At 35.1% G+C, this 16,250-nt stretch carries 11 protein-coding genes; 10 read left to right on the plus strand and 1 reads right to left on the minus strand.

What is annotated here, in order from left to right; all coding sequences use genetic code 11:
- The first annotated feature begins 307 nt into the window (after positions 1-307).
- The 5 genes from infC to ACQV2T_RS07500 all read left to right on the plus strand — a co-directional run bounded on the left by infC (position 308) and on the right by ACQV2T_RS07500 (position 9,692).
- Positions 308-808, plus strand: coding sequence for a translation initiation factor IF-3 (gene infC, locus ACQV2T_RS07480; protein ID WP_258436502.1), 501 nt, complete (start codon positions 308-310; stop codon positions 806-808).
- A gap of 34 nt (positions 809-842) precedes the next feature.
- Positions 843-1,040 carry a 50S ribosomal protein L35 gene (gene rpmI / locus ACQV2T_RS07485; RefSeq protein WP_258436501.1) on the plus strand — a complete coding sequence of 66 codons (198 nt, stop codon included), beginning with the start codon at positions 843-845 and terminating at the stop codon, positions 1,038-1,040.
- 21 nt (positions 1,041-1,061) lie between these two features.
- A complete protein-coding gene (gene rplT, locus ACQV2T_RS07490; protein WP_428874468.1) occupies positions 1,062-1,418 on the plus strand; it encodes a 50S ribosomal protein L20 in 357 nt (118 codons plus the stop codon).
- 2,065 nt (positions 1,419-3,483) lie between these two features.
- On the plus strand, positions 3,484-4,392 hold the full coding sequence (locus ACQV2T_RS07495) for an Ig-like domain-containing protein (protein ID WP_428893465.1): 909 nt from the start codon (positions 3,484-3,486) through the stop codon (positions 4,390-4,392).
- A gap of 65 nt (positions 4,393-4,457) precedes the next feature.
- Entirely contained in the window at positions 4,458-9,692 is a 5,235-nt protein-coding gene (locus tag ACQV2T_RS07500) for a Spy0128 family protein (RefSeq protein WP_428893466.1), read from the plus strand.
- A gap of 293 nt (positions 9,693-9,985) precedes the next feature.
- Here ACQV2T_RS07500 and ACQV2T_RS07505 read toward each other — a convergent pair whose 3' ends face one another.
- Positions 9,986-10,648: a DsbA family protein gene (locus ACQV2T_RS07505; RefSeq protein WP_428874466.1), complete on the minus strand. Its 663-nt coding sequence runs from the start codon at positions 10,646-10,648 to the stop codon at positions 9,986-9,988.
- Positions 10,649-10,904: 256 nt separating this feature from the next.
- Here ACQV2T_RS07505 and ACQV2T_RS07510 point away from each other — a divergent pair, with 256 nt between their 5' ends.
- The 5 genes from ACQV2T_RS07510 to ACQV2T_RS07530 all read left to right on the plus strand — a co-directional run bounded on the left by ACQV2T_RS07510 (position 10,905) and on the right by ACQV2T_RS07530 (position 15,965).
- The gene (locus ACQV2T_RS07510; RefSeq protein WP_428874465.1) at positions 10,905-11,549 is read left to right on the plus strand and encodes a GTP pyrophosphokinase; all 645 of its coding nucleotides are present in this window, start codon (positions 10,905-10,907) and stop codon (positions 11,547-11,549) included.
- 26 nt (positions 11,550-11,575) lie between these two features.
- The gene (locus tag ACQV2T_RS07515; protein WP_428874464.1) at positions 11,576-12,391 is read left to right on the plus strand and encodes an NAD kinase; all 816 of its coding nucleotides are present in this window, start codon (positions 11,576-11,578) and stop codon (positions 12,389-12,391) included.
- A 28-nt stretch (positions 12,392-12,419) separates the two neighbouring features.
- A complete protein-coding gene (locus ACQV2T_RS07520) occupies positions 12,420-13,313 on the plus strand; it encodes an RluA family pseudouridine synthase (protein WP_428874463.1) in 894 nt (297 codons plus the stop codon).
- 13 nt (positions 13,314-13,326) lie between these two features.
- Positions 13,327-14,694, plus strand: a complete 1,368-nt coding sequence (mgtE, locus tag ACQV2T_RS07525) for a magnesium transporter (protein ID WP_428874462.1) — start codon at positions 13,327-13,329, stop codon at positions 14,692-14,694.
- 200 nt (positions 14,695-14,894) lie between these two features.
- Complete coding sequence (locus tag ACQV2T_RS07530) at positions 14,895-15,965, plus strand: M42 family metallopeptidase (protein ID WP_428874461.1); 1,071 nt, start codon at positions 14,895-14,897, stop codon at positions 15,963-15,965.
- Positions 15,966-16,250 lie beyond the last annotated feature (285 nt).

The raw sequence follows: 16,250 nt of genomic DNA on the forward strand, positions 1-16,250 counted from the left end.
CATAAGCATGCCCATTTAGAAGCACCTTGTGTAACATATGTTTGACAACTCTAGACACTCTAGAATGCTCTAAGAATTTTAACTTGATTTATCAAATGAAGTGTGATACACTGTATAAGTTGAGAAAACAAGTAGAAACAAACCGTTTCTCGCCGGACATTAGAAGATGTAGGGCAAATCATTTATGGAGCAGAAAATTCTGTTTTTGTAAATTGATAGAGACGGCACGTATACAAACGGGCTGTTTTTTGTTTTTATTTGTCACTCATAAAAATTATGGAGGTGGACTCATATCGCTAAAGAAGCATTGATTAATGGGCAAATTCGCGCTAAGGAATTGCGCGTCATCGGTGATAATGGAGAACAAATTGGAGTTAAATCGCTACAAGACGCTTTAACGATTGCTGAATCTTTTGATTTGGACCTCGTGCTCGTTTCACCGCAAGCTAATCCGCCAGTTGCACGGATTATGGATTACGGTAAATATCGCTACGAGTTACAGAAAAAAGAAAAAGAACAACGTAAGAATACAAAAGTAGTCAGTGTTAAAGAAGTACGTCTCAGTCCTTCAATTGATGACCATGATTACCAGACGAAATTACGTCAAGCAATCAAGTTCTTGGAAAAAGGCGATAAAGTGAAAGCAAGTATCCGGTTTAGAGGACGGTCAATTACCCATAAGGATTTAGGTTTAGATGTTTTGGAAGACTTTATTGAAGATACAAAAGAAGTTTCGACCGTTGAGTCAAAACCTAAAATGGAAGGCCGTAGTATGTTTACCATACTCGCACCCTCGTCAGAATCATAATACGATTAATAAGTAGGAATATAGGAGGATTATTATGCCAAAACAAAAAACTCACCGCGGTTTAGCAAAACGCGTTAAGAAAACAGGTACAGGTAAATTGAAACGTTCACGTGCATTTACTTCCCACCGTTTCCACGGTAAAACTAAAAAGCAACGTCGTCAACTACGTAAATCAGCTTTAGTTTCTGCTTCAGATATGAAACGTATTAAGCAACAAATTTCAGCTTTATAGGAATAAAGGAGGAAGAAAATCATGGCACGCGTAAAAGGTGGATATGTTACACGTCAACGTCGTAAACGTACATTAAAATTAGCTAAAGGTTATTACGGAGCAAAGTCAAAATTATTTAAGACAGCTAAGCAGCAAGTTATGAAGTCATACATGTATGCTTTTCGTGACCGTCGTCAAACCAAACGTAATTTCCGTCGTTTGTGGATTACACGTATTAATGCAGCAGCTCGTCAAAATGATATGAGTTACTCTGTATTAATGAATGGTTTGAAAAAAGCCGGAATCGAAATTAACCGTAAAATGTTAGCAGATATTGCTATCAATGATGCAGCAGCATTTACTGCTTTGGTTGAGGAAGCCAAAAAAGCATTAGTTTAAAAAATAGACTCTATATCAAATAGGGCTGATGATAAATTAAGGAGACTAAGCAGTTAATATCTGTTTGGTCTCTTTTTCTTTTTCTTCGGATACAAATTGTCTCGCGTTAAAAGATTTTATCTTTAAAATGACAATAGTTTCGGGAGTCATGGACATTGCGCTTAAGCACTTTAAATTTATTGATCACCCCTTAGTTAGTTCAGGATGGTTGAAGGTAATCTCAAGAAAGTTGTTGGGATTCCGAAGGTTCTTCTTAACCTAGATGATAGCCGGGAGGTTGAATTGTCACGGAGTAAGACCTTAAATGCTTTGTGACTAAATTTTTCTAAGGGATAGTGTAGCTTTTGTATCATTTGATAGGTGCTTTTAAACACTTGCTTCTGATTTTATAGGTCATTGTCCCTATTGTCGGTATTGTTCAAAAACAGTCCCCCAATATCTTTTGATTTATTGTAGAGCGCCTGTCTCTATGATGTACTTGATTTATCCAATGAATGTGCAACCGATTTAATTCAGGATTAAGGGATTGAACAACGATATGAAACCGTTCAAAAATAATCAAAGTATTAGGGCTCAATTGGCAAGTTAAGGCAATGTAGACTGTGTATCAGTCAATGAAAATAGTTTTTACCTTATTTTATTCATGATGACTATAACGGTAAAAGTACTTTTTTAGATATTTTAAGTGACATCTTCTACAACATCTATGATTTGATGGGGAATGACATTGCACTAGCAAAGCTTACAGCCCCCTTCACTGTTGGAATTGACTTAAACTTATCAAACAAATCTTTTAAGGGAGGGTAGGTGGCCGTTTATGAGAAACGGAAGCGAAGGCAATTATGACATGATGCACTTATAGATAGATATGTTTGATAAGCAATCATCTTTTTTGAGGGCGTGTGAATTGTTAAACACGCTATTTTTGTTTGGTAGCACTAGAGATGAAACAATGTATCTACAAGGGCTTATTCTGAGCAGGAAAGTGTGGTGATCAAAGCTTGTTTGTTCAGACAAAAACAGACCTTTCCTAAGCCTTATAAGGAGCTAATAATAGGTAAATAGTTAGCCTTTTAATGACAGTCTTTTCCTTATGATAGTAGGAGCAAGGATGAAAAGGGTGAACAGGAGAACTTAAGGCGCAAGAAATATAGTGATTATTTTTGACTTGTGCGACTCAATTATGAGAGAAATTAATGTTTGGGTCTTTAGTATTGAGGACTGTTCTATCTTATTAGTCATGTACAGACTTCTTTCTATATAGTAGAACATGCTTTTAATACATTAAATGTCTGTGTTTTTGTGAATGATCCCTATAATTTATAGAATCATAATATGTTGAAGCCAAAGTCAAGGGAATCTTGATTTTGGTTTTTTGTTTTATATGGAAGTAAACATTTTGAAACATAATTAAATTTAAAAAGAATAGTTTCTTGATACTAATAGAAAAGTTATTTTTCTTTTACGTTCAATTAGTTAAAAGTTAATTAGTAGGAAATTTTCAATCTGAAATTTAACCATAACACTACTACAATTCACAATATTGTGGTAATATGGGATAAAGTCCATGTAATTGTGTAGATTATGAAAGTCCATATAAAGCCCCTTTTACGGCGCGATGTTTTTGCTATAAAACATACCTAGTAGATTTTTATAGAGGCTAAGAACATCTTACATTGAATAATGAAGAGTTTAAAGCATTATTAAATAATCGATAAAGGGGAATGTCTCTAAAACATTTAATAACCATGTTTAAAAAAAGTAATGAATAATTGACAAAAACAATTTATTCAAGCTGATGGTTACAGGTGATTCAAAAGGTGTCAGAGTCAAAGGATATATATGACAATGGCTCAGTTCGATAAGAAAGCGTATTAAATTTGATCAACAAGAGACTGTTAAAACATTGCAGTGTAATTCACACAGGATTATGGGCTTGACTTAATATTATGGGTATAAAGACACTAATGTGAGAGATTTTATGAATTAGAAAGGAGTTATATGAAGAAATTATCAGCAAGGATAAAGTGAGCTTGAGCAAAAGTTAATAAGGAGGCGAATTGTAATGAATAAAAAAATAATGGTTAATTTAGTGTTGACAATGATGCTTGTGTTGAATATCGTTTTCTCACCACAAACGATGTACGCAGTTTCGCAGGTGTTTGATACAGATTCTACTACCATGGTAAAGAATGAAAAAATTGTCGATGGCCAAGTGCTCGAAACTAGGACTAAGAATAAAGCTGGCGAACAAAAAGATGTGGATAATAACATTTTAAAGGATGAATCCCTTCTGGAAGAGATAGGAGATGATAATCTAAACGAAGAGACACAAGTGGATAATTCAAACAACTCAGAAGATGATGCAGAACATCTTCCTCAAAAGAAAACAGAAATCTCAATGGATAAAGCGTCAGAAGGCATCAACAATATTGATCCTCCAATAGATGAAGCGGCTGTAGAGAATGAAATGGTTCCTGAAAACGCTACTTTTAGTGTCCTTCAAGGCAACTGGGTGAAAAATGTTGTTATGACTGTCACCACAACAGACAATAACACATTCATTTTACCTGATGGGGAATCGATAACTTTTACTCCATCAGAATTAAATGCTTTAATACTTGATTATACTCTAGTTAGTCCTCCTAATACGGTAATAAATGCTGGGGACACTTATACTATTGTTTTGCCAGAAATTTTTGAAGGAAGTTCCGCAGCTGTTTCACTTCTGGTGGAAGGTACAGAAGTGGGTACTTATACTGTAACTAATGGGGAAGTTGCCATTCTTTTTAATGATAAGGCTAAGGAATTTGATGATTTAAATATAAACATAAAGATTTCTGGACAGTTCGATACAACACAATTGATTGAAGAAGAAGTTATTGAGGTTGTCATTCCATACGGTGAAGGAGGGTTTTTTACAACAACTATCATTGCTGAGGAAATACCTTATGACGGGGAAGATAAAAAATAGCAGGACAACCCTATATTATTGATGAAAACGGAGAAAAAGTATATAAAGATGTAACTGGACAACCAGTGACAAACCCTACACATATAGATTGGACCGTTCGATTAAATGATAGTATGGCCACCGTTTCAGAGGCTACATATACCGATTATTTTGGTGATGATTTAGAGCTTTTACCAGAAAGTATCTTAGTTGAAAAGCTCATTCGTAATTACGAAAACCAAGTGATAGGCCAAGAAGAAGTAGTGGTTGCACCGTTAATAAGTGATTCGCGCTTTGAAATTGACTTAGGGTCAATTGAAGATGCCTATGATATTAGCTATACGACATTAATTAATCGACCGAATGGGGGAGGAGCTAAAACTATCAGTAATACTGGATTAATTTTCCTAGATGGTTCAGAAACTCCTGTTTCTGATAGTTTTGAGGGAACGTGGTATGAAGATCTACCGACTATTACTAAACAAGGTTCAATCTCAGAGCAAGATCCCTCGATAATTGATTGGGAAGTTACTTATAATTATGGCCAGGAAGATCTTGGGACAGTAATTTTAGAAGATTTAATAAGTGGAGTGGACTCTCAAACGAAGAATATTACAGAAAAAATTAAACTTTTAAAAGATACGATTAAAGTGCGTAAGGTTGTTCCTGATAGTAACGGCAATGTTTTAAACCCAGAAGATTTCACACCAGTTAGTGGAAGCTTTCCTTTAGAACTTAATGCTCAAGGACAAGCCTATTATATTACTTTTTCGACAGAAGTAGAATTGGGTGTTCAGGGGACAGTCACTAATATTATCTCTGATAATCTAGATCCACAAAATAGTGCAACCGACTCGGTTGTTATAAATACTATTCCAACTTTTGGTAAAGCTGGGGAGCAATTGGTAGATGATGAAGGTAAGCCATATATTGAATGGAAAATTACCCTTAATTCGCAAAGAATCAATATGGGTAGCATGACAATTCGAGATGTGTTTGATCAAAGTTTATTAGACTTTAATGTTGCAGATTTATCTTCATATGAATTATACCAAGATGAGATAACAACAGAAAAGTTAATTGATAATAGTAATTACTACATTCGTAATTATACACATAGCGATAATCGAGAAGGATTTGCTCTGACTGTCCAGAATGCAGGACCTCATAAGTATATATTTGTTTATCGAACATATTACACGACAGCAGGACTGCAAGAACCTAATATAGCTAATAATGCTGAACTCGTTTACTTATTCGGTGAGGAAAGTGGACCAGGAATTTCTTTTGATGTTAACTTAGCAGGTCCTAAAGCAGGAATAAAAAAAGTTGGTTCTTATGTAACTAGCGAAGATAAAACTGAGCAATTTATTGAATGGAAGATTACTTTTAATGAAAGTAATATTAATCTTACTAAACCAATAATTGAAGATAGTTTTAGTAGTGGCAATTATAAGTATGTAAATGATTCTTTTGAATTAACTTCTACAAATGAAGGTGCTTTGGCTTTTGATCCTACTGCATTAATAATGAATCCAAGTCAAGGATTTACCTATCAATTTGGTACTGATACCAATGCTACTTATACTATTAAATATCTTACAACCGTAGATGACGCCAATAACCTCGACCAAATAAATAAAGTTACTTTAGATTGGCAAGGTGGTAAGGAAGAAGCAACAGCTAATGTTTATAAACGTCAAGCAGGTATTAATAAGAAAGCTAACATTGTGATTGATGCTGAAGGTAATAAACACATTAATTGGATTATTAATTTCAATACAAAAAAAGCCGTTTTAGCTAATGTAGTAATCACTGATCAATATTCTCCGTCAACAGCAGACATGTCTAATATTCTTCTATATAGAGACGGAGAGGAAGTTGATCCTAGCCAATACCAGGTCATTGAAGAAAGTCAAGGATCATTTGAACTTATATTAGGAGACATTGATGCAGTTCCGTATACGCTCACATATACAACTAGTCTTTCGTCAGGAGAAGAAGTAAATCTTATTCAAAACAAAGCGTTATTAACTTATACAAACGGGAGTGAGCTAGCCTTTATAAAAGTTCCGAGCCCTGCTTTATCGGTTAACAAAGAAGCAGTGAGCCTAGACAAGACTCCAGATAATCCTGTTATCTCATGGGAAATAACTGCGAATGCGAACACATCAAATCTCATTAACTTAGTAGATCCTGTTTTAACAGACACAATACCAGGCGATCAAGCTTTAATTCAAGATAGCATTAAAGTTTATGATCAAAGTGGCACCCTTATTACCGACAATCTTAATGTGACAATTAACACTGATTCCAATAGTTTCGTCATTCAACTACCAAACGGATCTTATCAATACAAAGTACAATATGACACGGAAATTTTGCAATTCCCATCATTCCATGAAAGTGTTTTGGACAGATATACTAATTCAACTACTTTATCAATGATATACGAAAAAGAAGATGTTGTCGCTAGTGTATCAGATACAGCCTACTTGGATTATTTTGCAAATAACAACAGTGGATTGGTTGCTAAAACAGGGACACAGAACCAATTAACCGAAAACATTGATTGGACAGTTACTGTGAATGAGGAAGGTCTGACAATCAAGAATCCAATAATAGAAGATCAACTTTCGGATAAACATAGTTATCTAACTGATTCATTTAAAGTTAGAGATAGCGCAAATAATCTTTTGAATATTAATGAAGACTATTCAATTTCTTTCGCTGAAGATGACAGAAGTTTCAAGTTGACTTTAAACGATACAATAACGCAAGCTATTACAATTTCTTACTCCACACGATTAAATGATAATTTAATTGGTACTTATCAGGTTACTAATACCATTACATTAAAGGGCGGAGAAGAGAGAAAAATTATTAAAGAAACAGTTACTGAAACAACTGCTCAACAGTATCAATTTGGTGGAGGCGGAACAGGGAGAAAACTTGATTTTAAAATTCTCAAAAAGGCTAAAAGTGGAAAAGCTATACGAGATGTTGGATTTAAGATTGAAAACATAGACATTCATGGAAATGTCGATACGGTAGTATCGGAAGTATTTACAAGCGAGGAAGGTATTTATATTTCAGATAAATTGAGAGCTGGAAAATATATTCTCACTGAGACATCAACTCCTGAAGGTTTTAAAACACTTGCATCATCAATTTATTTTACAATTAACTATTCGGTTGATAATCCACAGTCTTACGAATTACAATTACTTAATTCAAATGGAGAAGTTGCCGAGATACCTAATGTATCAACCAATGGTAATGTAATAACAATCATCAATGAACCCAAAGAGGTTAAGACTCCATTAAAAGCAAAGAAGATTTTAAGAGGTCTAAATTTAGCTGACGGACAGTTTCATTTTGAATTACTAAATGAGGATGGAGAGATTATTTCTCGAGCTAAGAACGATGTTAATGGTAATATAGTGTTTGAAGCGCTTACTTTTGACACAGTAGGTGATTACCAATATATGATACGTGAAAAAATAGATCAACAGGCAGGGGTAACTTATGATACAAATCAATATAATGTATTAATATCAGTCACCTACGATGAACAAGGGCACTTAGCAACTAATATCCAATACGAAACAGATGATCTACCTACCTTTAAAAACTCTTATATGCCTAAAGTTGGAAAACTATCATTATTGGCTGAAAAAAAATTAGAGGGTCTTTCTCTAGAAAAAGACCAGTTTAATTTCCAAGTATTTAATGAAAATGAAGAAGTTGTTGCAACAGGTACGAATGATAGCAATGGAAAAGTTGTTTTCAGTGAATTAACCTTTGATAAAATTGGAGTATATAAGTATAAAATTGGTGAAAAGAAAGATAACCAGCTAGGTATTGCGTATGATCAAACAACCTATGATGTGATCGTTAAGGTAACCGATGACGAGAAGGGTCAATTACAATTGGTTGTAGAATATCCTAACAATAAGGTTCCTGTCTTTACCAATGTATATACTACTCAACCAGGAAAAGCTTCATTAATTGCTAAAAAAGAATTAACAGGTCTTGATTTAATAGCTGGTCAATTCAATTTTGAAGTCCTAAATTCTGATGGTGAAATTATTTCGACAGCATCGAATGATATAGATGGGAAAGTAGCATTTACTGATATATCTTACGAAAATGTTGGAGAATATAATTACACTATTCGTGAAACCCAGGATGATCAAGCAGGTATCACTTATGATGATTCAACATATGATGTTACAATTATAGTAACTGATAATGGAGCAGGACGACTTGTTCATGAAACAGTTTATCCTGATCAAGCTATCCCTGTCTTTAAAAATAGTTACACAGCAGCAAAGGGTGTACTTTCATTAGTCGCAGAGAAAAAATTAGAAGGATTAGACTTAGTAGCGGGTCAATTTAACTTTGAAGTTGTGGATACCAACAATGCAGTCGTAGCAACAGGTACGAATGATAGCAATGGGAAAGTAGTCTTTAGTGAATTATCATTTGATACGGTAGGCGAGTATACGTATACCTTACGTGAAGTGTCAGACAATCAAGCAGGAATTACCTACGATGATTCAGTGCATGAAGTAGTAGTTACAGTAACCGATGATGAAAAAGGTCAGTTACAGATGGATGTAGCCTATCCAAACCAAACAGTTCCTGTCTTTAAAAATAGTTACACAGCAGCAAAGGGTGTACTTTCATTAGTCGCAGAGAAAAAATTAGAAGGATTAGACTTAGTAGCGGGTCAATTTAACTTTGAAGTTGTGGATACCAACAATGCAGTCGTAGCAACAGGTACGAATGATAGCAATGGGAAAGTAGTCTTTAGTGAATTATCATTTGATACGGTAGGCGAGTATACGTATACCTTACGTGAAGTGTCAGACAATCAAGCAGGAATTACCTACGATGATTCAGTGCATGAAGTAATAGTTACCGTAACCGATGATGGGACAGGTTTATTAAGGTTAAGTGTCACCTATCAAAATGATGCAATAGCTGTTTTCAAAAATATTTATACTGAAATTTCAGAAAACCCTAAAGATCCTGAAAAACCTCAGGAACCAGAAAACCCTAAAGATCCTGAAAAACCTCAGGAACCAGAAAACCCTAAAGATCCTGAAAAACCTCAGGAATCAGAAAATCCTAAAGACCCAGAAAAACCAGAAAAACCGAAAAACCCGGATAACCCTAAAAATCAAGAAAACACTAAGGATACTTTACCTATAACCGGTGAAGAAACTACTTATTCATTATTAGCTCTGACAGTTTTGATTATTGGTTTGATGATTTATCTTTTGGGTAAAAAAGGTTTAAGTAAGAAATTTTAGGAATAGATACCCTTAAGACATTTGTAGATTATAATTTACCGAACAAATGAACGTTATGGAATCACTTTTAAGGTAAGTAAAACAGACGAATCGCTTGATTCGTCTGTTTTATTCTTATAAAAGGGTGAATTTTTATGAAAAATAGCCTCCCAAAAGGTCTACTCTGTGAGACTTGAGAGGAAAATTTTATGAGGGAAATAATTGTTGATAGGTAAGTATTATAATAAAAGTCATTCAAAAAACTATTGAAAGAAATAAGCGGTCAATCTCTGAAACGAAAGCCTCTCGACCTCTTATTTCAATAAATTAAAATGGGTAGAACATTTAACAGAGTGATCTAAATGTTGTGAATGTAATAAATCTAGATGATCAATAACGGATTCATAAGTAACATTATCCTCGAGCAAAATCCCTTCATCTTCACGGGTAGAATCAAATATCACAAGACTAGGGGTTGAATGAACACCCATGGCTTTAGCAATTTTAAGGTCATTAAAATATAATTCTCGTGTGAAATCGGAATAGAAATCCTCATAGAACAAATCTGAATCTAAACCATTGCTTGCAGCAAGGTCCATAATTAAGTTTTCGTTCAAAAGAGATAGATCGTGATAAATTTTTTGTTGTAAATCTTTTAAAAAGCATCTGCCTTTACGTTTGCCTTGAAAGTGTGCAGCTTTTACGGCTAAAGCAGCTTTATAAAGTTTACAGTAGAGGTCATTACGGACTGCTAAACTAGGTTGAATAATGCCTAAACGCTGCATAAAGTCATTTAAAATCTCTTCATTATGTATACAAAGAATATTAATGTCAATCTTTGAAGAAATTAATTTACTAGCCTTATTAATCTCTTGCTCGGAATAGTAGCATTTTCGCCCTAAAGGATTGACAAACAAATAAAAGTCAAAATACTTTGCCTGACCATTAAAGTGATAATCAATCATATAATTTTCCACACTATTCCTCCTTCGTATTACTTTTTCTTAGTATAAGCTTATCATAAACATAGTGTAATCTATAATAATACGCCTAGAGTGAAAAACCTCACAAATAAATAGTATGCCGTAAAATGATAGATATTTCAACTAATGAACAGTTATATACGAAAACCCTTTGACTTATGGTAAAATATTTTCTGGATGATATTAATCAATTAGACTGATATGGGTTGAATATTTTGAAAACTTGTAGAGGGCTAGAAAGGGGGAAATCATGGAAAATAAATATGTATATGAAGAACCTTTTGTCGACAATTGGGCATTGTTCTTAGCCCCTTATGGTCAGGCTGTTGAAGAATTGAAGCTAAAATTAAAAAGTATTCGCCAAGAATATATTGATTTGGATAGACACGCACCGATCGAATTCGTTACCGGACGAGTAAAATCACCTGAAAGTATTATGGAAAAAATGGCTGTTAGACAAATCAAAGCCAAAGATTTCCTTTGTGGTGTTCAGGACATAGCTGGGGTTCGAGTGATGTGCCAGTTTGTTGAGGATATCTATGAAGTAGCAGATTTACTATTAAGACGGTCTGATTTTAAAGTCATTATGATTAGGGACTATATTAAAAATCATAAGCCGAGTGGGTATCGTTCTTATCATATGATCTTAGAGTATCCGGTGGAAAGAATTGAAGGAAACATTTCGGTTATTGTGGAAGTACAAATTAGAACTTTAGCGATGAATTTTTGGGCAACCATCGAACATTCGTTAAATTATAAGTATGATGGCAAGTATCCTGTTGAAATATTAGAAAGACTTCAACGAGCTTCTGAGGCTGCCTTTCTACTTGATGAAGAAATGAGTCAGATTCGTGAAGAGATTCATGAAGCAACCAAACTGTTTGACTCGCGTTAAGAGCAAGAGTAGAGTAAGGAGAAACTATGAAAAAGATTGGATTAGTATATAATAAAAAAGCTTTATCAGTTGCCTATGCTCAACGACTTAAAACTAAACTCCATCACTATCAATTAAAAGAGCTCTCTAACGGGGAAACTCCTGACTATGTAATATCAATTGGTGGAGATGGCACACTTTTATCAGCCTTTCACCAGTACCAGGCATTTATCAATCATACTCAATTTATAGGGATTCATACGGGACATTTAGGGTTTTATACGGACTGGTTAGGCGAACAGATGGATCAAGTTTTACAGAGTATTGTTGAAAATGACGCTGAATCCATTTCATATCCCTTACTATCGGTAGCTATTACTCTCGGTAATGGAAAAAAGAGACATGTTCTAGCCCTCAATGAATGCAGTATTCGTTCGCATCGTAAAACAATGGTGTGTGATGTGGAAATAAAAGACCAATTCTTTGAAACATTTCGTGGGGATGGATTGTGTATTGCGACACCAACCGGGTCTACGGGGTTAAACAAATCTTTAGGTGGAGCGGTAATGCATCCACGAATTGAAGCAATACAGATGACAGAGATGGCTTCGGTTAATAATCGTGTTTATCGATCCTTGGCCTCGCCTATTATTTTACCGGCTGATGAATGGCTCACTTTAAAACCAGATCCATCCAATGAATGGATGGATATCACGACTGACCATCTATTTTGGGCGGACCAGACAATTGATACGGTGCGCTTGCAATTGGCTAAGGAGAGAATTCATTTCGCTAGCTTTAAGCATATGCATTATTGGAATCGTGTAGAATCCTCTTTTATCGCTAATCAAGTGAGAAAATAAGTTTAATCAATAAAAGGTGAGGTTTATAATGGAGTTGAAGTGGTTTTATGATCAATCGGAAGAAATAACGATTAAAGAATTTTTAAGACAACAACAGTTACCAAAGGCCTTTTTAAGAAAGGTTAAGCTTGAAGGTCAACTGTTATTGAACCATTTAAAAGTACCTGTTCGTTTTAAAATCCGTAAAGGAGACTGTCTTCATTTATTAGCTCCCATCGAGCGAGGGCATGAAACAGTTCCACCTTCAGATGACCCAATTGAAATCGTCTATGAAGATGATGATCTACTTATTTTAAATAAACAAGTGGGAGTAGTTTCAATTCCTTCTTTAGCAAATCCTTCGAGTTCAATTGCTAATCGAGTGAGAGGTTACTACCAAAAGCAAGGCTACTCGGATCAAGTAATCCATATAGTAACAAGGTTAGATCGTGATACATCAGGCTTAATGTTAATTGCTAAGCATCGATTAGCTCATGCATTGATGGATCGTCAAGTAAGAGCAGGTCAAGTGGTTAAATATTACCATGCTCTAAGCAGTCGCAGCCAATGGTCAGACCATGGTATAATTGAAGCACCTATTGCACGTACGGAGTCTTCAATTATAACCCGGCGTGTTCATGAAAGTGGAAAATATGCCAAGACCGAATATTGGTGTCAGCAAACTTATCCTAATGGAGCGCACTTAAGAATAAGGCTTCATACAGGACGAACACATCAAATTCGGGTACACTTAATGCATATGGGAGGTCCTTTAATTGGCGATGATTTATATGGAGGTCCTTTGACCGAAACGATCAGACGTCAAGCGCTTCACTGTGGCCAATTGGAGTTTAACCACCCCATGACTCAACAGCCCTTACATTTTGAGATGAATCTACCAGAAGATATGCAAGATTGGATTCAAGCCCAGCAAGTTAACTAAGAGAGGAATAGCAATGGAAGTATTTGAAAGAAGTTTTGAAGAAAGCGTCGCTAGTTTCAAAGCTATGCTGCAAAACAACCGTATGACACGCTTTCGTACTGAGTTTTTAGCGTTACATAATTATGATCAAGCCAAAATTTTTACTGAGTTTGTCAGTTCTGAGCGAAAAACAGTCTATCAATATCTTGCTCCCAGTGAACTCGCTGATGTTTTTGATGCCTTTGAATCAGATATTCTTCACTTGAGTGAAGAGTATTTCCTAGAGATGGAAAATGCCTATGCAGCTATTGTTTTAGGTGAAATGTACGCGGATAATGCGGTGGATATTTTAAATAATATTGATAATAAAGAAAAAGTAAATACGTACATGCATTTAATGCCTAATAGGTCTGCCCGTGAAATATCTCGTTTGATAAACTATATTGACGAAACAGCAGGATCCATCATGACGACTGAGTTTGTAACTGTCAAGGAAGAATATACAGTTAAACAAGCCTATGAACACTTAAAAACGGCAGCCGCTCAAGCAGAAACTATCTATTATGTGTATGTGATTGATGAAGATAGACGACTAAAGGGTGTTTTATCTTTAAGAGATCTCATTGTTCATGATGATCAAACCTTAATCTCAGAAATCCTTAATCCTCGTTTAATAACAGTTGAAGTAAATGATGATCAAGTAGAGGTAGCAAAAATGGTACAAGATTACGATTTATTGGCCCTACCAGTTGTAGGCTTTGATCGTGAATTACTTGGTATTATAACGGTAGATGATGTTTTAGACGTTATTCAAGAAGAAGCAGACAGTGACTACTCAGGTTTGGCTGCGGTTGATGTTAATGAAATTCATACTACTCCATTTAAGGCTTCTAAAAGTCGCTTGCCTTGGTTAGTTACACTGCTATTTATGGGGATGGGGACAGCCACTCTAATTTCTCAGTTTGAAGGTTTGATATCCTCAGTACCTGTTTTATCTAGCTTTGTTACATTAATAACCGGTACAGCAGGTAACGCTGGAACTCAATCTTTAGCGGTTGCTGTTCGCAAGCTTACTAATAAATCAGAAGATGATAAATTTTTTGATTCTTTTAGTTTTGAATTACTAACAGGAGTAGTCACAGGATTGGTAGTTGGGTTAACCATAGCCCTAGTGGCAGGCTTTTGGAAAGGAAACCTCTTTTTGGGTATGATCATAGGGATTGCTATGGCTTGTGCAATCGTGGTGGCTAATATTGCCGGTGCTTTGATTCCTAAACTCATGATGAAGATAGGCTTTGACCCCGCTGTGGCTAGTGGTCCATTTATCTCAACTTTAAGTGACTTAACTTCAGTCTTCATTTATTTTACAATTGCCCGAGTTTTTTTAACCTATTTACCTTAATGATAAGAAAAGCCTCTAGCTATAGACACCCACTTGTTTTAGAATTTCAATTTTCAAACTCTGGTCCAAGTATAAAAATCTAAAGGATTGTTATTTTTTCATAATTTGCTTTTGAATTTAAGGCTAATTGTTGTATAGTAGAATCAAGTGATTACAATGATTTATCTTTTAAGATGGATCAATATAAAGGAGAGAACAGAATGGTAGAATTGAACTATCAATTATCAGAATCAGATCGTGCACGTTTAGAACGTGTGAAAGAATTAACCGAGATTCCTTCACCAACTGGTTATACTGGTGAAATTGTGTCGCATTTAATGAAAAAATTTGACCAGGATAAAGTGGAGTATACTAAGACACCAAAAGGAGGTTTACTAGTAACTTTAGAAGGAAAAAATAAAGAACGTCAGCGTTTTATTACAGCTCACGTGGATACTTTAGGAGCGATGGTTCGTGCGGTAAAAGCTGATGGTCGTTTGAAATTAGATCTAATCGGTGGGTTTGTTTACAATTCGCTAGAAGGAGTATATTGCAAAATCCATTCTGCAAAAACAGGTAGAACTTTTGATGGAACGATTTTAATGCATCAGACTTCTGTTCACGTTTACCGTAACGCAGGGTCATTAGAACGTAATCAAGACAATATGGAAGTTCGTTTAGACCACCCTGTTTTTAACCCAGAAGATGTAGCAGAATTAGGTATCGAAGTAGGAGATTTTATTTCTTTCCATCCACGTGCAGAAATTACTGACTCCGGTTATTTAAAATCACGCCACTTAGATGATAAAGTGAGTGTTTCCCTTTTATTAGAAGCTATTGAAGCAATTAAAGCTGGAGAACTTAAATTAGCACATACTACTCATTTCTATATTTCTAATAACGAAGAAATTGGCTACGGTGGAAACTCTAACATTGCTCCAGAAGTTGAAGAATATATTGCTGTCGATATGGGAGCATTAGGAGATGATCAAACTTCAGATGAGTATACAGTGTCTATCTGTGCTAAAGATGCTTCTGGCCCTTATCATGTTGGCTTACGTAATCAATTAGTTGGATTATGTGATGAAAATAAGATTCCTTATAAAGTAGATATCTATCCATACTATGGTTCAGATGCTTCTGCAGCTATGCGTGCCGGAGCAGATGTACGTCACGGATTGTTTGGTGCTGGAATTGATGCTAGTCATGCCTTTGAAAGAACACACATCACCTCAGTAATTGCCACATATGACTTAATTCATAAATACTTAGAAGCAGAGATGGTAGATTAATCGTTTTTAGGTAATAGACCTAGTCATTTCTTATAGATGAGAAATGACAGGTCTTTTTTTGTTGACGAATTGTCCAATCAAATGCAACACCGATAGTAAGAAACTAAAAAGTTCTTCTTTAGGTGGTTTATATTTTATACCTTTCCTTGGTCTATTTTTCATTAACTCTAGGTTATTGTGTAAACCATCTTTACTTACTTTTGACATTAAATAAGGGATATCGCAATAGGACCTATTCAAAACAAGTATTTTTTGTTAAAATTAGTTGATGGAAAAGAAAGTTAT

This window comes from Facklamia sp. P13069, from assembly GCF_050409405.1.
In the GTDB taxonomy this organism is placed as follows: domain Bacteria; phylum Bacillota; class Bacilli; order Lactobacillales; family Aerococcaceae; genus Facklamia.